The sequence below is a fragment of the Falsiroseomonas ponticola genome (assembly GCF_016805305.1).
Taxonomy (GTDB): Bacteria; Pseudomonadota; Alphaproteobacteria; order Acetobacterales; family Acetobacteraceae; genus Falsiroseomonas; species Falsiroseomonas ponticola.
This window is the reverse complement of sequence record NZ_JAERQN010000015.1, coordinates 22,659-44,642: the sequence shown is the minus strand read 5'-3', so window position 1 is coordinate 44,642 and position 21,984 is coordinate 22,659. Positions and strand designations below refer to the sequence as shown.

The following is a 21,984-nucleotide window of genomic DNA, read 5'->3' as shown; positions in this document are numbered from 1 at the left end:
CCGGTATCGTCTCGCGCCGGGATGCGTGATCTCTCCGGCCCATTGAAATGGGTGTGCTGGGCATGGGCCGCGGCGGCTGCCGCGGTCCATCTCTATTTCGGCGCGGTGGGCTTCCCCGAGCCCATCCAGATGCGCGGCTTTCATCTGCTGGTCTTCGTGCCGATCCTTTTCCTGCTGTACCCGGCACGGCCCGGCAAATCGCCGGCGCGGCGGCCCTCGGTCTTCGACTGGGGCTGGGCGGTCGCGAGTGCGGCGCCGCATGCCTGGGTGATGTGGAACTGGATGGCGGTCGCGGACCGCATGGAATACGTCGATCCCTTCACGCCCACGATGATGGTCCTCGGCATCACCTGCATCGTCACGCTGCTGGAAGCGACGCGGCGCGCGGTGGAACCGGGGCTCGCCTGGATGGTCGCGGGCAGCCTCGCCTACATGCAGTGGGGCTACCTGGTGCCGGGCATCTTCAACGCCCGGCCCTTCACCCCCGCCGAGATCATCGAGGCCGCCTGGCTGGTGCCGACGGCGGGCGGCGTCTATGGCCCGCTGACCGGCATCGTCGCCACCACCATCGCCGTCTTCATCCTGTTCGGCAGCTTCATGCAGGGCAGCGGCACGGGGCGGCTGTTCAGCAACCTCGGCGCCGCCGCCGCCGGGCGCTACACCGGCGGGCCGGCCAAGGTCGCCGTCATCACCTCCGGCCTCTTCGGGACCATGAGTGGTTCCTCCGTCTCCAACGTCATCACCACCGGGGCCATGACCATCCCGCTGATGACGCGCATCGGCTACAGGCCGGCCGTCGCGGGCGGGATCGAGAGTGCCGCTTCCGTCGGCGGCGCGCTGATGCCGCCGGTGATGGGCGCCGCCGCCTTCGTGATGGCGGAGATCACCAACATCCCCTATGGCGACATCGTCGTCGCCGCGGCCATCGGTGCTGTCCTCTACTACTTCGCCATCCTCGCCGCCGTGCATTTCGAGGCGAAGAAGCTCGGCATGACCGGCATGCCGCTGAAGGACATCCCCGCCTGGCGGGAAGTGCTGGCCGATGTCCACCTGGTGCTGCCGATCGCCGTCCTGGTCTGGATGATGATGGACCGCTGGTCCGGCAACTACGCCGCCTTCTGCGCCACCGTCGCCATGGTCGCCGTCGCCATGCTGAAGAAGCGCACGCGGATGAGCCTGCGGGACATCGCGGAGAGCTTCGCCCAGGCGGGCCTCACCATGGCGCCGCTCGCGGTCTCCATCGCCGGCGCGGGCATCGTCGTCTCCGCGCTGACGGCCACCGGCATGGTCGTGGCCTTCGGCGGCATCATCAAGGGGCTCGCCGACGGCAATCTCGGCCTGCTGCTGGTGCTGCTGGCACTCACCGTGCTCGTGCTCGGCCTCGGCATCCCGACCACGCCCTCCTACATCATCGCGGCCGCGATCGGCGTGCCGCAGGTGCTGGAACTCGGTCGCAGCATCGGCGTGGACCCGCTGGCCGCGCACCTCTTCACCTTCTACTTCGCGGTGATCGCGGATGCGACGCCACCGGTGGCGGCGGCGGCCTTCGCGGCGGCCGCCATCGCCAAGGCCAGCCCCACCATCACCAGCGTGCACGCCACGCGCTTCGGCATCGCCGGCTTCACCGTGGGCTTCGCCTTCATCTACGACCCCGGCATCATGCTGCGCGGATCGCTGCTGGATATCGTCCTGGCCACCGGCATCCAGGTCATGGCGCTCACCCTCATCACCGCCAGCTATGCCGGCTTCCTGCTGGCGAATACCGGCTGGCCGTTGCGCGCCGCGATGATGGTGGCGGGGCTGACCGCCGCCTTCGCGCATGTGCTGGACGACGTGACACGCTTCCTGGTCGCCGCCGGCGTGCTGGGCGGCATCGCGGCATTCCAATGGGCGGCGGCACGCACCGGGCGCCTGAACAGGGGAGGGACATGATGATCCGCAGGACCTTCGGCGCGCTCCTCGCGCTGGCCGCCACGGCGCTGCCCGCGCTGGCGCAAAGCCCCGTCTCCGCCGGGCCGACGCTCACGGCCATCCGCGCCAAGGGCGTCGTCGATTGCGGCGGACACCCCGGCGCGCCCGGCTTCGGCGTGATGGACAGCCGCGGCGTCTATGCCGGGCTGGATGCCGATACCTGCCGCGCCATCGCCGCCGCCGTGCTGGGCGACGGCAACAAGGTGCGCTTCACCACGCTCACCTCCTCCACCCGCATGACGGCCCTCCAGGCCGGGCAGATCGACGTGCTGCCCCGCACCACCACCTGGACCCATTCGCGGGACACCGCCAATGGCCTGAACTTCACCGCCGTGAACTTCTACGATGGCCAGGGCTTCCTGATCCGCCGCAGCCTCGGCGTCACGCGCGCCACGCAGCTCGATGGCGCGACCTTCTGCGTCACCGCCGGCACCACCAGCGAACTCAACCTGGCGGACTGGGCGCGCGCCAACCGCCTGACCGTCCGCCCCCTGGTCTTCGAGAACAACGACGAAACCCGCGTCGCCTACCAGTCCGGGCGCTGCGACGTCTTCACCACCGATGCCTCGCAGCTCGCCGGCACGCGCACCGCGCTGCGCAACCCCGCGGAACACGTCGTGCTGCCCGAACTCATCTCCAAGGAACCGCTCGGCGTCGCGGTCCGCCAGGGCGACGACCAGTGGTTCGACATCGTCCGCTGGACCATCTTCGCGCTGATCGAGGCCGAGGAACTCGGCGTGACGCAAGCCAATGTGGACGAGATGCTGCGCAGCGAACGCCCCGATGTCCGCCGCCTGCTCGGCGTCTCCGGCGACCACGGGCCCTTCATGGGCCTCGACCGGCGCTGGGCCTACAACGCCATCAAGGCCGTGGGCAACTACGGCGAGATCTTCGACCGCCACCTCGGCGCCGGATCGCCCGTGGGCCTGCCGCGCGGCGTGAACGACCTGTGGACGCGCGGCGGCCTGATGTACGCACCGCCGATCAGGTAGGGCGCGCTTGCAGGGGGCGCCGCCCCCTGCACCCCCGCCGGGGGGCGTGGCGCCCCCCGGGCCCCGCCAGGACTTTACATGCGGAAAGGGAGAGGGGGGCCGAAGTGCCCCCCTCTCCCTTTCCGCATCTATTGCCGGTGGTCCAGGAGGCCCCTGCCTCCTGGCGGGGGGTGCAGGGGGGCGGAGCCCGCCCTGCGGGCCACCCTCAGCGCCGCTCGTAGATCAGGCGCGCCCGCACCGTCCCCGGCAGTTCCCGCAGCTCGGCCAGGATCGCTTCCGCTTCCGCGCGGGCTTCGACGCTTTCGACCACGATGTAGCCGAGTTCGGAATCCGTCTGGTAGTACTGGGCGGCGATGTTCAGGCCGCGGCGGCCGAAGCATTCGTTGATGCGGGACAGCATGCCGGGCGCGTCGCGGTGCAGGTGCGTCCAGCGCGCGCCGGCCGGGCGGACGGGCAGTTGGACCTGCGGCAGGTTGACGGCGCCCATGGTGGCGCCGGTGTCGCTGTAGTCCACCAGCTTGCGGGCCACTTCCTGGCCGATGCGGTCCTGCGCTTCGGCGGTGCTGCCGCCGATATGGGGCGTCAGCAGCACGTTGGGCAGGCCCTGGAGCGGGCTTTCGAAGGGGTCGCCGTTGCGCTTGGGCTCCACCGGGAAGACGTCCACGGCGGCGCCCAGGATGCGCTTCTCGCGCAGGGCGGCGGCCAGGGCTTCGACGTCCACCACGGTGCCGCGGGCGTTGTTGATGAAGATGGCGCTGGGCTTCATCCAGGACAGTTCGCGGGCGCCGATCATGCCGACGGTGTCGGGCGTTTCCGGCACATGGATGGTCACCACGTCCGACTGCGCCATCAGGTCGCGCAGCGATCCTGCCGGGGTCGCGTTGCCATGCGGCAGCTTGCCGGTGTGGTCGTGGTAGAGCACGCGCATGCCGAAGGCCTCGGCGAGCACGGAGAGCTGGCTGCCGATATTGCCGTAGCCGATGATGCCGAGCGTCTTGCCGCGCATCTCCCAGCTGTTGGCAGCGGATTTGTCCCAGCCGCCGGCATGGGCGGCGTTCGACTTGTCCACGATGCCGCGCATCAGCATCACGGCTTCCGCCAGCGTCAGTTCCGCGACGCTGCGGGTGTTGCTGAAGGGGGCGTTGAAGACGGCGACGCCCCGGCGCGCCGCGGCGGCCAGGTCCACCTGGTTGGTGCCGATGCAGAAGCAGCCGATGGCGATGAGGCGATCGGCCGCGGCCAGCACTTCCTCCGTCACCTCGGTGCGGGACCGGATGCCGAGGATATGGACGCCCTTCACCGCCTCGATCAGCGCCTGGCCTTCCAGCGCCTTCTTCTCCCGCGTGATGGTGACGTAGTCGGCGGAGCCGAACAGCTCCACCGCGCTGTCCGCGATGCCTTCCAGCAGCAGGATGCGGATGCGGTCCTTGGGGAGGGAGATGCGGTCGTTCATGGCGTGCGGGGCATCCGGGGAGGATGAAGGGGGCGCCTCTCTGCCCCCGATGGCCCGCCGGGGCAAGGGTTGCCCGCCGGGCCGGTTCGGGGGGGATGCCGGGAACGTGAAAATGCTGTAACCTTATGTCACTCGGCCCTTTCGAGTCCGGCGGCTATGGGTGCCGTCAGGGTGAAGGATCGTTCATGCGGCCCCGCGCGGGCGCGCGTGGCAGGAGGAGTGGTGTGATGGCCGCGTCGCGGCGTGGTTGAGGCTCGGCGCCCGGTTCCCCTGGCGGGGGATGGGCTGGAGGCATTGGCCGAGATGGCGGGGGACGACCCGCGCGCGCGGGATGCGCTGGCGCGGGCCGGGAAGGTCGGGCTGCGCATCGGGCTCGCGGGCCCGGCCCTGCTGCTCTACGCGCTGTCGGCGGCGGAGGCGGTGCGGCGCGGGGACGACCCGGCCGGCCGCCTGGCGGCCGACCTGGCCCGGGCTGGGGTGGAGGAGCCCTTCGGGACTACCATCCCCCCGGCATAGCGGGAGAATCGGGATGGCGGCGTCCGTGGTGGTCTTCGATGTCGGCAATGTGCTGATCGAATGGGACCCGGAGCACCTGTACCGCAAGCTGATCCCGGATGCGGCGGCGCGGGCGGATTTCCTCGGCCGCGTCTGCACCATGGAATGGAACCTGGAACAGGATCGCGGCCGCCGCTGGGCGGAGGCGGTGGCCGAGCGCACCGCGCTGTTCCCCGACCAGGCCGCCCTGATCGCCGCCTATAGCGACCGGTGGCATGAGATGGTGCCGGGCGAGGTCCCCGGCACGGTCGCGATCCTGGAGGGGCTGCGGGAGGCGGGCGTGCCGCTCTACGCCATCACCAACTTCTCCAGCGAGAAATTCGCGGAGGCGCAGGCCCGCTTCCCCTTCCTGGCCCGCTTCATCGATGTGGTGGTCTCGGCGGAGGAGGGGCTGCTGAAGCCCGACCCCGCCATCTATCGCCGCCTGCTGGACCGCAACGGCCTGGCCGCCTCGGATTGCCTCTTCATCGATGACAGCGAGAAGAACGTGGTTGGCGCGCGCGCCGTCGGCATGCGGGCGCATCATTTCCGTGATGCCGGGGCGCTGCGCGCGGCGCTGCGGGCGGAGGGGCTGCCGGCCTGAGGCTCAGCCCGCCAGGCCGGGCACCGTCTCCTCCTCCCCGCCCGGGGCGCGGTCCAGCGGCATGGTCAGGCGGCAGGCCAGCCCCGTGGCGCGCCATTCCAGCGCGATGGTGCCGCCCAGCTGGCCGCGCGCGGTGCCATCCAGCACCCGCGTGCCGAAGCCGGTGCGCAGCGGCGGCGCGATGATGGCTGGCCCGCCCGTCTCCACCCAGTCCAGGTGCAGCGCCTCCCGCTCCACCCGCCAGGCCACCAGCAGCCGCCCGCTCTCCACCGACAGCGCGCCATGCTTCATGGCGTTGGTGGCGAGTTCGTGGATCAGCATGGTCAGCGGCTGCGCCGTGGCGGCGGGCAGCACCACGGCGGGGCCGCGCAGCGTGGCGCGGCTGTCGCGCTGGCCATGCTCCACCAGGAAGGGCGCCAGCTCCCCGGCCACCATGCTGCGCAGGTCGGCGCCCGCCCAGCGGTCCTTGGCCAGCAGCGTCTGCGCGCGGGCCAGCGCGGCGACGCGGCCTTCCACCGCGCGGGCGAAGCTCGGCATGTCCGGCGCCCGGGTCAGGCGCAGCACGGCCTGCACCACCGCCAGCACGTTCTTGGCGCGGTGGTCCACTTCCCGCGCCAGCAGCGCCTGGCGTTCCTCGGTCTCCCGCCGCTCCGTGATGTCGAGGACGGAGCCCACATGGCCGAGATACTCGCCCCCGCCGACCAGCCGCGGTTCCGCCGCGTCGATCGTCCAGCGCCAGGCGCCGTCGGCGCGCTGCAGCCGGTAGTCCAGCCGGAAGGGCGCGCGGTCCCGCACCCCTTGCAGGAAGCGCGCGCGGGCCGGGCCGCGATCCTCCGGATGCACGGCATCCAGCCACCCGGTGCCGAGCGCGGTGGCCGGCGTCTGCCCGGTGAAGTCGTACCAGCTGCGGCTGAGATGGGTGCAGAAGCCGGTGCGGTCCGTCACCCACATCATGGCGGGGGCGGCGTCCAGCAGCGCGCGGAAGCGGCCCTCATTCTCCCGCAGACGGCGTTCCGCCAGCACCTGGCCGGTGGTTTCCATGCAGGAGCAGAACATGCCGGCCACCGCGCCGGCCTCGTCATGCGCGGGGCTGTAGGAGAAGGTCCACCAGGTGTCCTCCCGGTAGCCGTGCCGTTCCATCACCAGGTGGAGGTTCTCGCTCCAGGTCGCCTGGCCCGCCAGCGCCTGGCGGATCAGCGGCAGGATGGCGTCCCAGATCTCCGGCCAGACGTGCTGGAAGGGGCGGCCATAGGCGTCCGGGTGGCGCCCGCCCAGGATCGGCGCGTAGGCATCGTTGTAGAAGAAGGACAGCGAGGGTCCCCAGGCCACGAACATCGGCTGGCGGGAGTGCCGCATCAGCCGCAGGATCGTCTCCAGCGCGCCGGTGGCGGGGGCGGCCGGGCCGGGCGGCCAGGGCCCCGGCGCGCCGGTGCCAGGGCGGGCCGTGCCCCTATCCTCAACGCCCATGCACGTGACTTTCGGCTGCGAGCGGCACCGTCCGGGTCCCGGCCGGGCCTTACGGGAGCCTTAACGCCCGGCCGCCGCCGCCGCGACTCAACTTAGGCGGAGCATCGCTTGCGCGGCCGGATCGTCACCGGTTCGCCAGTTCCGCCAGCACCTGCGCCAGCACCCGCGCGCCATTCGCGACCTGGCCGGGCGTGCTGTATTCCGCCGGATGGTGGCTGACGCCGCCGCGGGAGGGGATGAAGATCATCCCCGTCGGGCAGACCGGCACCAGGAACTGCGCATCGTGGAAGGCGCCGGAGGGCATGCGGCGGCTCCTCAGCCCCTGCGCCGCGGCGGCGCCTTCGATCAGGTCCTGCACCATGGCGTCGAAGCGGGCGGGCAGGGCGTGGAAGCGTTCCGTCACCGTGGCGCGGCAGCTGGTCAGCGCGCCCTTCACCGTCGCCTCGATCGCATCGCCCTTCGGCAGCAGCACGGCCGGGTCCGGGTGGCGGAAATCGATGGTGAAGCGGGCGCGGTCCGCCACCGTGTTGCTGGAATTGGGGCCGACCTCGATCCGCCCCACGGTGAAGCGCAGCACGTCGGTCGGGTCCGCCATCAGCGCGTTCAGCGCGTTGATGGCGCGCACCATGTCCTGCACCGCGTCGCGGCGGAGCGAGAGCGGCGCCGTGCCGGCATGGTCCGTCTTGCCCTCGATCTCCACCAGGAACCAGCGGCTGCCCTGGATGCCGGTGACGACGCCGATATCGAGCCCCTCGGCCTCCAGCAGCGGGCCCTGCTCGATATGCGGCTCGACATAGGCGAAGGGGCGGGGGCCCTCGACGATGCCGAGGCCGCGGCGCGGGATATCGGCCTCCGCGGCCAGCAGCGCCGCGAGTTCGTCGCCGAAGCGCAGCCCCTCCCCATCCGCCGTGTCGTTCCAGGTATCGGGCGGGCGGTGGCCGGACCAGGCCATGCTGCCCATGCAGCCCGGCGCGAAGCGGCCGCCTTCCTCATTGGTCCAGGCGACGATCTCGATCGGGCGCTTCGTGGCGACGCCGGCCTCCCGGATGGCCTGCACCGCCTCCAGCGCCGCCAGCACGCCCCAGATGCCGTCGAAGCGCCCGCCATTGGGCTGGCTGTCCATGTGGCTGCCGGCCATCACGGCGGCGGCGCCGGGCTCCGTCCCCTCATGCCGCAGGAAGAGGTTGCCCAGCACATCGACCGAGGGCTTGAGGCCGAGCGGCACCGCCCAGGAGAGCAGCAGGCGCCGCGCCTCCCGGTCCAGCTTCGTCAGCGCGGCGCGGTTCACGCCGTGATGGCCATCGGCATCGGTGAAGCCGCCGAGCCGCGCCATCTGCGCGATGCGGTCCCATTGCCGGGATTCGGAGACGGCGGCGACGAGGTTGGGCGCGGGCGTGACCGTGGTGGCGTGCGATGCGGTCATGCGGCGTGTCTTCCCTGTGCCCGGCTGCGGCGCTTTTGACGGGGGAAGGGCGGAAAATCAACGGGGTGGGGTGGCCGGGCCCGGCCCGCCATCCCCCCCCTTAGCCGCCGCCGCTAGGGCAGCCGCACCGAGACGCCGAGCCGCCGTGCCGTCTCCGACGCGCCAAGGCCGGCCAGGCCCGCCATCTCCCCGAAGGCGATGGGCTGGGGCGGCTGGAGCGTGAACTCGATCTCCCGCGGCTGGCGGATGAACTGGGCCAGCGCTTCCCGGATCGCGGGCAGCGGGTCGGGCCCAGTGGATGGCCCAGTGGCGGGACCGGTGGCGGGACCGGTGGCGGGTCCGGTGGCGGGTCCGGTGGCCTGGGGCGCCGGCCCCGCCTTGCCGCCGGCGGAAGGCGCGGGGGCGGTGGCGCCCTTGCCCGCCGTGGCCGGGGGCGCGGCGCGGCCGCGGGCGGGGGGCGCATCCCCCGGCAGGGGCATCGCCATCACCATCTGCGCCCATTGCTCCCGCACCCGCGCTTCCGGCACGCGCTGCTGGCGCGCCTGCCAGGCGATGGCGCGGCCGAGCAGCCCCTGGTCCCGCCAGGACAGGGTCAGCCGTTCCAGCCGCCCGGCCATCAGCGCCGCGGCCTGCGCATCGGAATCGATCGGCGCGCCCGGCTCCGCCGCCGGCATGTCGAGGAAGCGGCCGCCCAGCGTCAGCGTCGCCGCGTCCTGCCAGCTGGTCCGCCAGGGCTCCAGCGTGAAGCGCCCGCCGGCGCGGCGGTAGGTGCCGCGCATCTCCAGCCCGCCGGCGATCTCGCTGTAGCCCATCTGCTCCAGCGGGGGCACGCTGCCGCGCGGCAGCAGCACGCGCAGCCCGTCCAGCACCAGGGACCCGCCGAGCACCCCATCCGCCGCCATGCTGCCATCGGCCTGGAAACGGCCGAGGCTGAACAGCGGCGCGCCATTCGCCTCCGCCGCCAGGCCCTCCGCCAGGAAGAGCTGCGGCACGCCCGGCACCGGGTCGGCCGGCTGGACATTGGTGGACCAGGCGGTGGCGAGGCCCGCGCCATCGATCCCCTGCATGACGAAGCGGCCGAGCCGGAAGACGCCCGGCCCCATCGCGCCGAATTCGGTGCCGACCGAGACGGCCTCCACCGCCAGGTCCGTCAGCCGCCCCGGCACCCAGTCCCGCAGCGCCAGCCGGCCCAGCGAGACGTCCACCTTCCGGCTCGCATCGACCAGCGAGGCGCCTTCCAGGCTGGCGCTGCGCAGCGTGACATCCTTGATGTCGATGTCCTGGCCCGGCACCGGCATGGTGACGCCGGCCAGCGCCAGGCGCCCGATGCGGGCGTTGTTGCCGGCATTGCTGCCGCCGCCGCGGTATTCCAGCCCCTCCGCCACCGCCTGGCCCAGCACGCCCGGCGCATAGCCCTCCGCCGCCAGGCGGCCGAGGCGGATGGTGCCCTCCACGCTCTGGATGGAGAGCGCCTCCGCCTCCAGCAGCCCGATCTCCAGCTGCGCGGGGTCGATGCCCTGGCCGGCGGCGGGGATGGGCACGCCGCCCAGCACCAGGCGGGCCAGCTCCGTCCGCTCACCCTTGCCCTCGGTCATCAGCACGGCGCGGAATTCCGCGCGGCCCAGCCGGGCTTCGGAGACATCGGCCAGCAGCACCTCCGCGATCGTGACGCGGCGGCCGGTGCTGACCACGACGACATCGCCCAGCCGCGTGCGGCCGGAGACGGGATCGACCTGACGCAGCCCCCAGGTGATGCGGGCCTCGGGGCCGAGCGCGGCGCGCAGCCGCTCGATCGCCGCATCCACGCGGCGCTCCGCCTCCGCCTGGGCAAGGGCACCGGCCACCGGAAGGGCGATGGCGCCGGCGACGGCGAGGATGACGAGGCGACGGCGCATCACGGCCTCCTGCTATGGGCGGGGCAGCCTACCGCAGCCCGGCCGCGTGACGAAGGGGCAGGATGGCCGGCACGGGAAGGTGAGGTTAACCGCTTGTTGGCGCCCCCGCCGCTATGCCGGCGGGGAAGCCCGGCATGAAGGCCGGCCGAGAGGCCCCGCAGGATGCACCACAGCCCGCCCGACAACCCCCTCTACCGGCGCTTCCTGCAGGGGCGGCAGGACCAGCCGCCCATCCACAAATGGCACCATTACTTCGAGGTCTATCACCAGGCCTTCGCCCGCTTCGTGGGCAAGCCGGTGACGATGCTGGAGATCGGCGTGCAGCGGGGCGGCAGCCTTCGCATGTGGCAGGACTATCTGGGCCCGCAGGCGCGCATCTTCGGCATGGACATCGACCCGGCGACGGAGGCCCATGGCCTGCCCGGCGCCAGGGTCTTCGTCGGCGACCAGGCGGACCCCGCCTTCCTGCGCGCCGCGCTGGCGGAGATGGGGCCGCCCGACATCGTGCTGGACGATGGCGGCCACACCGCGCGCCAGCAGATCACGACCTTCGACGTGCTCTACCCCGCCATGCGCCTGCCCGGGGCCTACCTGATCGAGGACACGCACACCGCCTTCTGGGGCGGGCCCTTCGCGGATGACCCGCAGGGGCGGTCGATCTACGACGTCGCCTTCGGCGTCTGCCAGCGGCTGCAGGAATGGACGGGGCGCGTGGGGTCCATGGACCGCCTCGGCATCCCGCCCGCGGACCGGGGGCCGGGCGACCCGGTGACGGAACTCTGCCGGACGACGGAGAGCGTCAGCTTCTTCGACAGCATGATCCTGTTCCGGCGGGGCGAGCGGCCGGAGCCCTGGCACGAGGTGCGCTGACCCGGCGGCGGGAAGCCCCTTGCCCCTGGGGGCGGGTTTCGCGATTGTTGCAGCGCAAAACGGCGCTGACCCGCGCCGGGGGCAAAACGGCGCCGCGAAGCGCCCCAGGGATGCCGATGGACCTCGCCTACCTCGCCGACTGGGCCAACCTGCTGATCCGGTGGCTGCACCTCATCACCGGCATCGCCTGGATCGGCACCAGCTTCTACTTCATCGGGCTCGACAACCAGCTGGACCCGCCGCGGGATGGCAACCCCCGCGTGAAGGGGGAGCAATGGGCGATCCATGGGGGCGGCTTCTACCGGAAGGAGAAGTACGTGAACGCCCCGGCGCAGCTGCCGGAGAAGCTGCACTGGTTCAAGTGGGAAGCCTACTGGACCTGGATCAGCGGCTTCAGCCTGTTCATCCTGATCTACTGGGGCCAGGCCAGCACCTACCTCATCGATCCCGCGGTGATGGACCTCTCGCCCGGCGTCGCGGTCGCGATCTCCGCCGCCATGCTGGTGGGCGGCTGGGTGGTCTATGACCTCGTCTGCAAGTCGAAGTTCGGGGAGAATGAGCGCAACCTCTCCATCTTCGGCGTGGCGCTGCTGGTGGTGGCGGCCTTCGTCGCCTGCCACGTCTTCAGCGGCCGCGGCGCCTTCCTGCAGATCGGCGCCATGACGGGCACGATCATGGTGGCGAATGTCGCCATGGTGATCATCCCCGGCCAGCGGAAGATGGTGGCCGCCATGCAGGCGGGGCAGGAGCCGGATCCGAAATACGGCCGCTGGGGTAAGCAGCGCAGCGTCCACAACACCTACCTGACCCTGCCCGTGCTGTTCCTGATGATCAGCCCGCATTACCCCATGACCTGGGGCAGCCAGTGGAACTGGGTGGTGCTGCTGGCCGTCACGCTGGCCGGCGCGCTGGTGCGCCAGTACTTCGTGCTGCGCCAGGTCGGCAGGAACCAGGTGATGCTGCCCGCCATGGCCACCGCCGTGGTGGTGGTGCTGGCGATCATGCTGATGCCGAAGCGGGGCCCCGACATCGCGGGGGTGGATGTGCCGAGCTTCGCGGAGGTGCAGGCCATCACCGCTTCCCATTGCGCCGCCTGCCACGCGGCCCGGCCGAGCTTCGAAGGCATTGCCGCCGCGCCCAAGGGCGTGCGCTTCGACGACCCCGCGCAGATCCGCCGCTGGGCCCAGGCCATGCGCCAGCAGGTGGCGACGGAGGCGATGCCCCCCGGCAACATGACGGAGATGACGCGGGAGGAACGGCAGAAGCTGCTCGCCTGGGTCGCGGCGGGGGCCCGGGCGGATTGAAGGGGGCTGATTGATGAAGGTCAGCGCGCTGACGACCCATATCCTCGACACCGCCGCCGGCAGGCCGGCACAGGGCGTGCGGGTGGAGCTGTTCCGGCTGGAGGGCGCGGCCCGCGTGAAGGTGACGGAGGCGCTGACCAACGCCGATGGCCGCACCGACGCGCCGCTGATGGGCGCGACGGATTTCGTGGCCGGCACCTACGAGCTGCGCTTCCACATCGGCGCCCATTTCAGGGGCGAGGGGTTTCTGGACGAGGTGCCGATCGTGGTGACGCTGCGGGCGGGGGAGGGGCACTACCACGTGCCCCTGCTCTGCACGCCCTGGAGCTACGCGACCTATCGCGGGTCCTGACCCCCCGGCTTGCCGGCCCTGCCCCGCGCGGGCAGGCTGCCGCCATGGGGGAACGACCGATGATGACCGGCGCCGAATGGCTGGCCGCGAGCCTGGCGGCTTCCGGGCAGAGCCACGTCTTCTTCGTCGATGCCGTGCTGCGGCCGACGCTGATGGCGCTGTCGCGGTTGGGCGTGAAGCCGGTGCTGGCCCATACGGAGAAGGCGGCCGTGTACATGGCGGACGCCTATGGCCGCGTCGGCGGGCGGCCGGGCGTGGTGGCGGCGCAGTCCGTGGGCGCGGCGAACCTGGCTGCCGGGCTGCAGGATGCGTATCTCGCCCGCAGCCCCGTCATCGCGCTGACCGGGCGCAAGCCGCACGCCGCCCAGCACCGCAACGCCTACCAGGAAGTGGCGCATGCGGCCCTGTTCCAGCCCGTGACGAAATTCTCGGCGGAGGTGGCGGAGGCCGCGCATCTGCCGCGCCTGCTGCGCCAGGCCTGGGCGGCCGCCGTCTCCGTCCCCGTGCGGCCCGTGCATCTCGACCTGCATGGGCTGATGGCGGAGGTGGTGGAGCAGGGAAGCGTCGCCGATCCGCCCGCCGACCTCTCCGCGCTGGCGGCGCCGCGCTTCCGGGGCGGGCCTGACCCGGATGCGGTGGCCGCCGCCGTCGCCGCGCTGGTCGCGGCGGAGCGCGTCGTGATCGTGGCGGGCGATGGCGCCATGCTGTCGGGCTGCGGGGCGGAGGTGCTCGCGCTTGCGGAGGCGCTGGAGGCGCCGGTGCTGACGACGCTCGGCGCGCGGGCGCTGGTGCCGACCGCGCATCCCCGCGTGGCGGGCGTCGTCGGTTCCTATTCGGCGCCGCCCGCCAACCGCGTGCTGGAGCAGGCCGGGCTGGTGCTGCTGGTGGGCTGCGACACCGGCGACCAGATGACCCATGGCTGGCGCCTGCCGCGCGCCGGCGTGCCGATCCTGCAGGTGGATGCCGACCCGCTCGATTTCGACCGCAGTTTCCCCGCGACGGTGGCGCTGCTGGGCGACCCGCGCGCGGTGCTGTCCGAGGTGCTGGACCAGCTCGGCCGCCCCGCGCGCGACGATGCCTTCGCGCGGGAAGCGGCGGCGCTGGTCGCGGAATGGCGCGCCTCGGTGGCGCCGCGGCTCGCCAGCGACGCCCTGCCGATCGACCCCGCGCGGCTCTGCGCCGAGATCACGGCCGCGCTGCCGCCGGAGGGCATGCTGGTCGCCGATACCGGCTATTCCGGCATCTGGACGGGCACGCTCATCGACCTGACGACGCAGGGCTACCAGCGCGCGGCGGGCTCGCTCGGCTGGGCCTTCCCGGCGGCGCTCGGGGCGAAATGCGCGGCGCCCGACCGGCCCGTGCTCTGCTGGTCCGGCGACGGCGCCTTCCACTACCACCTGGCGGAGCTGGAGACGGCGAAGCGCCTCGGCATCGCGGTCGTCTGCGTGGTCAACAACAACCGGGGATTCGGCCAGGGCTGGCCCAACCTCCGCCGCGCCGCGGGGAACGACCCGGCGGCGGCGGCGGAGCTGCTGCGCTTCGGCGATCACGCCGATTTCGCCGCCATCGCCCGCGGCTTCGGCCTGCGCGGCATCACCGTCGAACGGCCCGAGGACATCGCCCCCGCGCTGCGGGAGGCGCTGGCCGCCAGCGAGACGGTCGTCCTCGACGTGCGGACGGATATCGAGGCGCGCGCCCCCGAACCCTACACACCGACGGAGTAGTTCAAGGCATGGGCATCAAGGTCGCGGTGATCGGCGCCGGCACGATGGGGCACGCCCTCGCGCTGGTCTATGCGCTGGGCGGGCATGAGGTGCGGCTGACCGACAGCGCCATGGCGACGCTCGACAAGGCGGGCCCGCTGATGGAGACGGCGCTCGCCACGCTGGTGAAGGCCGGGGAGGCGCCGGCGGATCGCGACGCCGAATGGCTGCACGCCCATGTCACGCGCCTGCCCACCCTGGCGGAGACGGTGGAGGAGGCCGACCTGATCGTGGAAGCGATCATCGAGAAGCCGGACGCCAAGCGCGCGCTGTTCGAGCAGATCGACGCGGTCGCGCCCATGGCCGCGATCATCGCCAGCAACACGAGCTACCTCGATCCCTTCCCGCTGATCCCCGCGCGGCGCCAGGCGCGGGCGATCATCATGCACTGGTACACGCCGCCCTATCTGGTGGACCTCGTGGACATCGTGGGCGGCCCGGCATGCGACCCCGCCTGCGTGGCCTTCGCGCGCGAACTCTGCCTCGCCATGGGCAAGGCGCCCGTGGTGATGCGCAAATTCGTGCCCGGCTACATCGCCAACCGCGTGCAATCCGCCATCGGGCTCGAGATCCAGAAGCTGCTGGATGACGGCGTCGCGACGGCGGAGGAGATCGACACCGCCATCATCGAGGGCATCGCGCTGCGCCTGCCCATCCTCGGCATGCTGGCCAAGGCGGATTTCACCGGCCTGCCCTTCATGCAGGCGAGCCTCGCCAACCGCATGTACGAACCGCCGCCCGTCCGCGGGAAGTGCGAGGCGGTGGATGCGCTGGTGGCGGAGGGCAAGACCGGCGTCATGGCCGGCGCCGGCTTCTATGATTGGGGCGGGCAGGATGCCGCCGCGCTGTTCGAGGCGCGCGACCGGCGGCTGATGGAACTCAAGCGCGCCATCAGGCACATCGGCACCATGGCAGGGCAGGGACGCAGCGCATGATCACCTACGACCTCAAGGGCAAGGCGGCGCTGGTCACGGGCGGCGCCTCCGGCATCGGCCTCGCCACCGCGACGCTGCTGGCGCGCAGCGGCTGCGCGGTGGCGATCAACCACCTGGCCGATGACCCGCGAGGGCCGGAGGCGGTGGCGAAGCTCGCCGCGGAGACCGGGGCACGAATCATCTCCGCCCCCGGCTCCGTCGGCGATGCCGCGGATGCCGAGCGGATGGTGCTGCGCGCGGTCGCCGATCTCGGGCGGCTCGACTACCTCGTGAACAATGCCGGCACGCCGGGCACGCGGACCTCCGTGGCGCCGCATGAGTTCGACCGGCTGACGGAAGACCTCTGGCAGGCCGTGATCGAGGTGAATCTGCTCGGCGTCTTCCGCTGCGCCAAGGCGGCGGGGCCGGCGCTGCGGGCGGCGCGCGGCGCCATCGTCAACACCGCCTCCATCGCCGGGATCAATTCGCCGGGCTCCTCCATGGCCTATGGCGCGACCAAGGCCGGCGTCATCAGCCTGACCAAGAACCTGGCGCGCGGCCTGGCGCCGGAGGTGCGGGTGAATGCGGTGGCCCCGGGCGCCGTGGACAGCACCTGGATGATCGAGTGGACGAACGAACAGCGGGCGTCGTCCATCGACAACGCGCTGCTCAAGCGCCGCTGCACGCCGGAGGATCTGGCGGAGGTGATGGTCTTCCTGCTGGCCGGCGCGGCGATGGTCACGGGCCAGACCGTGGTGGTGGACGGCGGGCTGACGGTGTGAGCTGACATGGGCCGGCTCATCGTCCGCATGAACGTCTCCCTCGACGGCTTCGTGGACCATGACCGGATGACGACCGGCCCCGAGCTGTTCCGCCACTGGATCGCCGCGGTGCGCGGCGTCGCGGGCGGGTTCTATGGCCGGTGCGTCTACGACCTCATGCGCTACTGGGACGAGGACCGGCCGGAATGGAGCGCCGACCAGCGCGCCTTCGCCGAGGCCTGGCGTGGCCAGCGGAAATGGGTGGCGTCGCGGACGCTCGCCGCGCCCGGCCCCGACGCCACGCTGGCCGCGGATGGCGTGGCGGCGGCGCGCCGGCTGAAGGCGGAGCTGGACGGCGACATCGCCGTCTCCGGCCCCACCCTGGCGCAGAGCCTGGCGGAGGCCGGGCTGGTCGATGGCTACCACCTCTACCTCCACCCCGTCGCGCTAGGCCATGGCCGGCCCTTCTTCGCGGGGCCGCGCCCGCCGCTGCGCCTGCTGGCGCATGACGGGGTGGGGGATGGCGTCGTCAGGCTGGCCTATGCCACCGCCTGACGGTTTCGCCGCGCGCGCCGCGCCGCTAGAAGCCGCGCATGGACAACAGCATGGCGACCCGGCCCCGCAGCACGCTGAAGGGCGATGCCTATCGCGCCTATGAGGCGCTGCCCCCGGCCGTGCGCCGCGCCTTGCAGGAATCGCTGGTGGATTGGTGCCCGCTGCGCGCGCGGGAATGGCATCTCCGCCTGCTGAACCAGCAGCGCCTGAAGCCCGCCCAGGCGGCCGAGGCGCTGGTCCAGGCCATCCGCGGCCATGACCAGGCGGAGGTCGCGGCCTTCGCCCGCACCTGGCCCAAGGGCGCGCGCGCCTATCCGCACCTGGCGGCGGAGGCGACCCTGCAGCGCTATGAAGGCCCGGAAGGCATCCCGGCGCCGAAGCCCGTCGCGGTGGCCGCCGCCAGGCCCGAGCCGAAGCCCAAGACCAAGCCCAATCCCAAGCCGAAGCCTGCCGCCAGGCCCCGGCACAAGGCCGGGGGCCGCCGGCGCCGCCGCTGAGCCCTACCGCGCCGCCGTCGATCCCCGCACCACCTGGCGGCCGCTGAGCATCAGCTTCCGCACCGGCTGGTCCGGGTCCCGCAGCCGGTCGAAGAGCAGCCGCATGGCGGCGCGGCCGATTTCCTCGAGTGGCTGTTCCACCACCGTCAGGCCGGGCTCCACCAGCTCCGTCCAGGGTTCGTTGTCGAAGCCGCAAAGCGCGAGGTCGCGGGGCACGCGCAGCCCCGCCTGGCGCGTGGCGCGCAGCGCGCCCAGCAGCAGCAGGGAATTGGCCGCGAGCAGCGCGCCGGGCGCGGCATCCTCCCGCAGCACGGCCAGCGCGGCCTCCGTCGGCGGCGTCGTCGCGGGGATGAAGCGGGCATCGGGCGCCAGGCCGTGCCGCGCCATGGCGCTGGCGAAACCTTCCGCCCGCGCGCGGCCGGTGTCGCTCGTCTCCCCGAACAGCCCCGTGATGCGGGTGTGGCCCTGGGCGACCAGATGGTCCACCAGCCCGGCGGCGGCTTCGCCATTGTCCAGCAGCACGCTGTCGAACAGGCCGGGCGGGCCGGCGCGGTCGATCAGCACCGTCGGCACATCCAGCGCCAGCCCCGCCAGGCGCTGCGCCGTCACGCGCGTCGGCGCCATGATGAGGCCGGTGACGCGCTCCTCCTGCATCAGCTGGAGGTAGCTGGCCTCCCGCGCCGGATCGCGGTCCGAATCGCAGAGGATGACGCGCAGCCCCGCCTCGAAGGCCGCGTGTTCCACGGCGCGGGCGACGCCGGTGAAGAAGGGGTTGGCGATATCGGCCACCATCAGGCCGATCGTCCCGGTTTCCTGGGACCGCAGGCGGCGCGCGGCCAGGTTGGGGCGGTAGCCCGTGGCGCGCACGGCTTCCATCACCTGGGCGCGCAGCGCCTCGCTGATCGGCCCCTTGCCGAGGGCGCGGGAGACGGTGGCGGGCGCCACGCCGGCGGCGCGGGCCACGTCCTTGATGCCGATGGCGGGGGCAGGGGGTGCGATCGATTTCATGGTGCGCGGCGAAGCATGGCGCCCGCGGGGCGGCGCTTCAACGCCTATTCCAGGCGTGACCCGCCCGGGCGCCAAAAAATCTTTGACAGGTCGAGTGGAAACGTTTTCACTCGCCGCAACGCAGGCAGGAACGTCCGACATGGCGAACACAGCGCCCCCCACCCAGGCCCCCGGCATGGCCATCGCGCCGGAGCTGGTGCGCCTCGATGCCCGTCCCGCCGACAAATCCGATGCCATCCAGCAGCTCGCCCAGATGCTCGCCGCCGCCGGCTGCGCCGATCCCGGCTATGCCGCCAGCATGGCGGCGCGGGAGCAGGCGGCGAACACCTTCCTCGGCCATGGCGTCGCCATCCCGCATGGCATGGCGGCCGACCGCCACCTGGTGCGCCGCAACGGCCTGGCCATCCTGCAGGTGCGGGACGGCATCGAATGGAATCCCGGCCAGCGCGCGCATCTCATCGTCGGCATCGCGGCGGCGTCGGACGAACACATCGCCATCCTGCGCCGCCTGACGCGGCTGATGCAGGACGAGGCCTCGCTCGCGCGGCTCTTCACCGTGACCGACCCCGCCGCGATCATCGCCGCGCTGGGCGCGGAGGCCCCCGAGCCCGCCGCCGCCCCCGCGACGGACCTGGCGGAGCGCTTCGACTGGGTGCTGGACTACCCCACGGGCCTGCATGCCCGCCCCGCCACGCGCTGGGTGGAGGCCGCGCGCGCCACCGGCGCCCGCATCCAGGTGCGCCACGGCGCGCAGGCCGCCGATGCCTCCGCGCTGATCGCGCTGCTGCAGCTCGGGCTCCGCCCCGGGGACGCCATCACCGTCTCGGCGGAGGGGCGTGACGCCACCGCGGCGCTCGCCCGCTTCCGCGCCACCATCACGGGGCTCTCGGCGCAGGAGAAGGCGGATGCCGCCCTCGCCGCGCGCCGCGCCGCCACCGCGACCAGGGGCTGGGAGCCCGCGGGCAGCCTGATCACCCTGGCCGGCATCGGCGCCAGCCCGGGCCTGGCGATCGGGCGCATCCACCTGCTGGCGGCGCAGGACGCCGCCATCCCCGACCAGCCCCTGCCGCTGGCCGAGGGAGGCGCCCGGCTGGAACACGCCATCCGCGCCACCCGCGCCCAGCTGACGGCGCTGGAGGATGACACGGCGCGGCGCCTCGGCGCCGCCGATGCCGCCATCTTCAAGGCGCAGGCCGGGCTGCTGGACGACCCGGACCTGATCACCACCACCTGCCAGCTGATGGTGGAGGGCCATGGCCTGGCCTGGTCCTGGCACCAGGCGGTGCAGCGCGTCGCCGCCTCCCTCTCGGCGCTCGGCAACCCCGTGCTGGCGGGCCGCGCGGCGGATCTGCGCGATGTCGGGCGCCGCGTACTCGGCCAAATCGATCCCTCGCTCGCCGGCGGCAGCCTGTCGGACCTGCCGGAGGGGAAGGTGATCCTGGTGGCGGAGGATCTCTCGCCCTCGGACACCGCGGGGCTCGACCCCGATCGCGTCGTGGGCCTCGCCACCGCCACGGGCGGCCCCACCTCCCACACCGCCATCCTGGCGCGCACGCTGGGCGTGCCCGCGCTGGTCGCGGGGGGCGCGGGGCTGATGGACCTGAAGCCGGGGACGGAGGCCATCATCGATGGCAGCGCCGGCCGCCTGCACCTGGCGCCCGGGGAGCAGGACCTGGCCGCCGCCCGCGCCTTCATCGCCCGCCAGGCGGCGGCGCGCGCGCGGCAGGAAGCCCTGCGCGCGGAACCCGCGACGACGCGCGACGGCACGCGCATCGAGGTCGCGGCCAACATCAACCTGCCCGAGCAGGCCGCCTTCGCCCTCGCCCAGGGCGCGGAAGGCGTCGGCCTGATGCGGACCGAGTTCCTGTTCCTCGAATCCGGCGTCACGCCGGATGAGGAGAGCCAGTTCGCCACCTATCGCGCGATGATCGAGGCCCTGCCGGGCAAGCCGCTGATCGTCCGCGCGCTGGATATCGGCGGCGACAAGCAGGTGCCGCATCTCCGCCTGCCGGTGGAGGCGAACCCCTTCCTCGGCGTGCGCGGCGCGCGGCTGCTGCTGCGCCGGCCGGATTTGATGGAGCCGCAGCTGCGCGCGCTGTACCGCGCCGCCGCCGCGGGCGGCCAGCTCTCCATCATGTTCCCCATGGTGACCTCGGTCGCGGAAGTGCTGGCGCTGCGCGCGGCCTGCGACCGCATCCGCGCCGCCATCGGCGCGCCGGAGGTGCCGGTCGGCATCATGGTGGAGGTGCCGGCCGCCGCCGTGCAGGCGGATGCGCTGGCGAAGCATGTGGACTTCTTCTCCATCGGCACCAACGACCTGACGCAATACGTCCTCGCCATGGACCGCCAGAATCCGGAGCTGGCGCCGGAGGCCGACAGCCTTCATCCCGCCGTGCTGCGCATGATCGCGATGACGGTGCAGGCGGCGGAGCGCGCGGGCAGATGGACCGGCGTCTGCGGCGGGCTCGCGGGCGATCCCTTCGGCGCCGCGCTGCTGGCCGGCCTCGGCGTGCGGGAGCTGTCCATGACGCCGCGCGACATCCCGGCGGTGAAGGCGATGCTGCGCGGCGCGACGCTGGCGCAGCTGAAGGCGCTGGCCGCGCAGGCGCTGGATTGCGCCACGGCGGAGGAGGTGCGGGCGCTGGAAGCCGGCCTGGCGCCGGCCGAGCAGGCGGCGGCGTGATGCTGACGCTGACGCTCAACCCCGCCATCGACGTCACGGTGGCGCTGCCCTCGCTCCGCCCCGGCGCGGTGAATGCCGCGCTCGGCCAGGAACGCCACGCGGCGGGGAAGGGGATCAACGTCGCGGCCTGCCTGGCGGATTGGGGGGCGGAGGTCACCGCCACCGGCCTGCTCGGCGCCGGCAATGATTCGATCTTCCGCGCCCTGTTCGCGGAAAAGCGCATCGAGGATCGCTGCATCCGCATCCCCGGGGAGACGCGCAGCAACATCAAGCTGCTGGACCGGTCGAGCGGGGAGACGACGGATATCAACCTGCCGGGCCTGGCGCCGGACGAAGCCGCGATCGAGGCCTGCATCGCGGAGGTCCAGCGCGCGCGGGGCATCGCCGTGCTGTCCGGCAGCCTGCCGCAAGGCGTCGCGCCCGGCATCTATGCGAGCCTGACCGCGACGCTGTCGGCGCGCGGCGTGCGGGTGGTGGCGGATGCCAGCGGCGCGGCGCTGCAGGCGCTGCTCGCGGGGCCCGTGATGCCGCATGCCATCAAGCCGAACCGGCATGAGCTGGAAGGCTTCGCCGGCCATGCGCTGCCCGATGCCGGCGCGCTGCTCGGCGCCGCGCGGCGGCTGGTGGCGCGGGGCGTCGGCCTCGTCGTGGTGTCCATGGGGGGGGAGGGGGCGCTGTTCGTCACGGCGGAGGCCGCGCTGCGCATCCATCCGCCCGCCATGCCCGTGACCAGCAGCGTCGGCGCGGGGGATGCGATGGTGGCGGGCATCGTCGCGGGGCTGGCGGAGGACCTGCCGCTGCCCGCACTCGCCGCCCGCGCCACCGCCTTCGCCGCCGGCAAGCTGCAGAAGACCGGCGCCCAGATTCCCGGCCGCGCGGCGGTGGAGGCCATCGCCGCCACGCTCCGCCCCGAACCCATCGCCTGAGGGAGGCACAGA

At 72.8% G+C, this 21,984-nt stretch carries 19 protein-coding genes; 14 read left to right on the top strand and 5 right to left on the bottom strand.

The window, feature by feature from the left end:
• Window positions 1-21: 21 nt before the first annotated feature.
• Both JJI54_RS28810 and JJI54_RS28805 read left to right on the top strand, forming a co-directional pair.
• Window positions 22-1,932 (top strand): TRAP transporter permease, encoded by a 1,911-nt coding sequence (locus JJI54_RS28810; RefSeq protein WP_203076883.1) that lies wholly within the window; start codon window positions 22-24, stop codon window positions 1,930-1,932.
• Window positions 1,929-2,963 (top strand): amino acid ABC transporter substrate-binding protein, encoded by a 1,035-nt coding sequence (locus JJI54_RS28805; RefSeq protein WP_226382213.1) that lies wholly within the window; start codon window positions 1,929-1,931, stop codon window positions 2,961-2,963. Before JJI54_RS28810 ends, JJI54_RS28805 begins: the two co-directional genes overlap by 4 nt.
• A gap of 205 nt (window positions 2,964-3,168) precedes the next feature.
• Here JJI54_RS28805 and serA read toward each other — a convergent pair whose 3' ends face one another.
• Entirely contained in the window at window positions 3,169-4,416 is a 1,248-nt protein-coding gene (gene serA / locus JJI54_RS28800) for a phosphoglycerate dehydrogenase (protein ID WP_203076882.1), read from the bottom strand.
• Window positions 4,417-4,719: 303 nt separating this feature from the next.
• Between serA and JJI54_RS28795 the strand changes: the two genes are divergently transcribed.
• Both JJI54_RS28795 and JJI54_RS28790 read left to right on the top strand, forming a co-directional pair.
• Complete coding sequence (locus tag JJI54_RS28795) at window positions 4,720-4,932, top strand: hypothetical protein (protein WP_203076881.1); 213 nt, start codon at window positions 4,720-4,722, stop codon at window positions 4,930-4,932.
• 13 nt (window positions 4,933-4,945) lie between these two features.
• Window positions 4,946-5,554, top strand: a complete 609-nt coding sequence (locus JJI54_RS28790) for an HAD family hydrolase (protein ID WP_203076880.1) — start codon at window positions 4,946-4,948, stop codon at window positions 5,552-5,554.
• 3 nt (window positions 5,555-5,557) lie between these two features.
• Here the strand turns inward: JJI54_RS28790 and JJI54_RS28785 are convergent, their stop codons facing one another.
• The 3 genes from JJI54_RS28785 to JJI54_RS28775 form a co-directional block, all read right to left on the bottom strand.
• A complete protein-coding gene (locus tag JJI54_RS28785; RefSeq protein WP_203076879.1) occupies window positions 5,558-7,021 on the bottom strand; it encodes a sensor histidine kinase in 1,464 nt (487 codons plus the stop codon).
• Window positions 7,022-7,145: 124 nt separating this feature from the next.
• On the bottom strand, window positions 7,146-8,444 hold the full coding sequence (locus tag JJI54_RS28780) for a hydantoinase/carbamoylase family amidase (protein ID WP_203076878.1): 1,299 nt from the start codon (window positions 8,442-8,444) through the stop codon (window positions 7,146-7,148).
• 113 nt (window positions 8,445-8,557) lie between these two features.
• Window positions 8,558-10,339 (bottom strand): hypothetical protein, encoded by a 1,782-nt coding sequence (locus JJI54_RS28775; RefSeq protein WP_203076877.1) that lies wholly within the window; start codon window positions 10,337-10,339, stop codon window positions 8,558-8,560.
• 162 nt (window positions 10,340-10,501) lie between these two features.
• On the opposite strand from JJI54_RS28775, the gene JJI54_RS28770 reads away from it, so the two are divergent.
• The 8 genes from JJI54_RS28770 to JJI54_RS28735 all read left to right on the top strand — a co-directional run bounded on the left by JJI54_RS28770 (window position 10,502) and on the right by JJI54_RS28735 (window position 17,355).
• Window positions 10,502-11,209, top strand: a complete 708-nt coding sequence (locus tag JJI54_RS28770) for a class I SAM-dependent methyltransferase (RefSeq protein WP_203076876.1) — start codon at window positions 10,502-10,504, stop codon at window positions 11,207-11,209.
• A 116-nt stretch (window positions 11,210-11,325) separates the two neighbouring features.
• Window positions 11,326-12,513, top strand: a complete 1,188-nt coding sequence (locus JJI54_RS28765) for a urate hydroxylase PuuD (protein ID WP_203076875.1) — start codon at window positions 11,326-11,328, stop codon at window positions 12,511-12,513.
• A gap of 13 nt (window positions 12,514-12,526) precedes the next feature.
• Window positions 12,527-12,865, top strand: a complete 339-nt coding sequence (gene uraH / locus JJI54_RS28760) for a hydroxyisourate hydrolase (RefSeq protein ID WP_203076874.1) — start codon at window positions 12,527-12,529, stop codon at window positions 12,863-12,865.
• A 59-nt stretch (window positions 12,866-12,924) separates the two neighbouring features.
• Window positions 12,925-14,589, top strand: a complete 1,665-nt coding sequence (locus JJI54_RS28755) for a thiamine pyrophosphate-binding protein (protein ID WP_203076873.1) — start codon at window positions 12,925-12,927, stop codon at window positions 14,587-14,589.
• A gap of 8 nt (window positions 14,590-14,597) precedes the next feature.
• A complete protein-coding gene (locus tag JJI54_RS28750) occupies window positions 14,598-15,563 on the top strand; it encodes a 3-hydroxyacyl-CoA dehydrogenase family protein (RefSeq protein WP_203076872.1) in 966 nt (321 codons plus the stop codon).
• Window positions 15,560-16,324, top strand: coding sequence for an SDR family NAD(P)-dependent oxidoreductase (locus JJI54_RS28745; protein ID WP_203076871.1), 765 nt, complete (start codon window positions 15,560-15,562; stop codon window positions 16,322-16,324). The genes JJI54_RS28750 and JJI54_RS28745 overlap by 4 nt, the downstream gene beginning before the upstream one ends.
• 6 nt (window positions 16,325-16,330) lie before the next feature.
• Window positions 16,331-16,858: a dihydrofolate reductase family protein gene (locus JJI54_RS28740; protein ID WP_203076870.1), complete on the top strand. Its 528-nt coding sequence runs from the start codon at window positions 16,331-16,333 to the stop codon at window positions 16,856-16,858.
• 38 nt (window positions 16,859-16,896) lie between these two features.
• Window positions 16,897-17,355, top strand: a complete 459-nt coding sequence (locus JJI54_RS28735; protein WP_203076869.1) for a DUF6525 family protein — start codon at window positions 16,897-16,899, stop codon at window positions 17,353-17,355.
• 3 nt (window positions 17,356-17,358) lie between these two features.
• On the opposite strand, the gene JJI54_RS28730 is transcribed toward JJI54_RS28735, so the two are convergent.
• Window positions 17,359-18,363: a LacI family DNA-binding transcriptional regulator gene (locus JJI54_RS28730; protein WP_203076868.1), complete on the bottom strand. Its 1,005-nt coding sequence runs from the start codon at window positions 18,361-18,363 to the stop codon at window positions 17,359-17,361.
• A 139-nt stretch (window positions 18,364-18,502) separates the two neighbouring features.
• Between JJI54_RS28730 and ptsP the strand changes: the two genes are divergently transcribed.
• Window positions 18,503-21,046 carry a phosphoenolpyruvate--protein phosphotransferase gene (gene ptsP, locus JJI54_RS28725; RefSeq protein ID WP_226382212.1) on the top strand — a complete coding sequence of 848 codons (2,544 nt, stop codon included), beginning with the start codon at window positions 18,503-18,505 and terminating at the stop codon, window positions 21,044-21,046.
• A complete protein-coding gene (gene pfkB, locus JJI54_RS28720; RefSeq protein WP_203076867.1) occupies window positions 21,046-21,972 on the top strand; it encodes a 1-phosphofructokinase in 927 nt (308 codons plus the stop codon). The genes ptsP and pfkB overlap by 1 nt, the downstream gene beginning before the upstream one ends.
• The last annotated feature ends 12 nt before the right edge of the window (window positions 21,973-21,984 follow it).

Coding starts and splice junctions, on each gene's coding strand:
- JJI54_RS28810 (WP_203076883.1), top strand. CDS start 22: ATGCGTGATCTCTCCGGCCCATTGAAATGGGTGTGCTGGGCATGGGCC.
- JJI54_RS28805 (WP_226382213.1), top strand. CDS start 1,929: ATGATGATCCGCAGGACCTTCGGCGCGCTCCTCGCGCTGGCCGCCACG.
- serA (WP_203076882.1), bottom strand. CDS start 4,416: ATGAACGACCGCATCTCCCTCCCCAAGGACCGCATCCGCATCCTGCTG.
- JJI54_RS28795 (WP_203076881.1), top strand. CDS start 4,720: ATGGCGGGGGACGACCCGCGCGCGCGGGATGCGCTGGCGCGGGCCGGG.
- JJI54_RS28790 (WP_203076880.1), top strand. CDS start 4,946: ATGGCGGCGTCCGTGGTGGTCTTCGATGTCGGCAATGTGCTGATCGAA.
- JJI54_RS28785 (WP_203076879.1), bottom strand. CDS start 7,021: ATGGGCGTTGAGGATAGGGGCACGGCCCGCCCTGGCACCGGCGCGCCG.
- JJI54_RS28780 (WP_203076878.1), bottom strand. CDS start 8,444: ATGACCGCATCGCACGCCACCACGGTCACGCCCGCGCCCAACCTCGTC.
- JJI54_RS28775 (WP_203076877.1), bottom strand. CDS start 10,339: ATGCGCCGTCGCCTCGTCATCCTCGCCGTCGCCGGCGCCATCGCCCTT.
- JJI54_RS28770 (WP_203076876.1), top strand. CDS start 10,502: ATGCACCACAGCCCGCCCGACAACCCCCTCTACCGGCGCTTCCTGCAG.
- JJI54_RS28765 (WP_203076875.1), top strand. CDS start 11,326: ATGGACCTCGCCTACCTCGCCGACTGGGCCAACCTGCTGATCCGGTGG.
- uraH (WP_203076874.1), top strand. CDS start 12,527: ATGAAGGTCAGCGCGCTGACGACCCATATCCTCGACACCGCCGCCGGC.
- JJI54_RS28755 (WP_203076873.1), top strand. CDS start 12,925: ATGATGACCGGCGCCGAATGGCTGGCCGCGAGCCTGGCGGCTTCCGGG.
- JJI54_RS28750 (WP_203076872.1), top strand. CDS start 14,598: ATGGGCATCAAGGTCGCGGTGATCGGCGCCGGCACGATGGGGCACGCC.
- JJI54_RS28745 (WP_203076871.1), top strand. CDS start 15,560: ATGATCACCTACGACCTCAAGGGCAAGGCGGCGCTGGTCACGGGCGGC.
- JJI54_RS28740 (WP_203076870.1), top strand. CDS start 16,331: ATGGGCCGGCTCATCGTCCGCATGAACGTCTCCCTCGACGGCTTCGTG.
- JJI54_RS28735 (WP_203076869.1), top strand. CDS start 16,897: ATGGACAACAGCATGGCGACCCGGCCCCGCAGCACGCTGAAGGGCGAT.
- JJI54_RS28730 (WP_203076868.1), bottom strand. CDS start 18,363: ATGAAATCGATCGCACCCCCTGCCCCCGCCATCGGCATCAAGGACGTG.
- ptsP (WP_226382212.1), top strand. CDS start 18,503: ATGGCGAACACAGCGCCCCCCACCCAGGCCCCCGGCATGGCCATCGCG.
- pfkB (WP_203076867.1), top strand. CDS start 21,046: ATGCTGACGCTGACGCTCAACCCCGCCATCGACGTCACGGTGGCGCTG.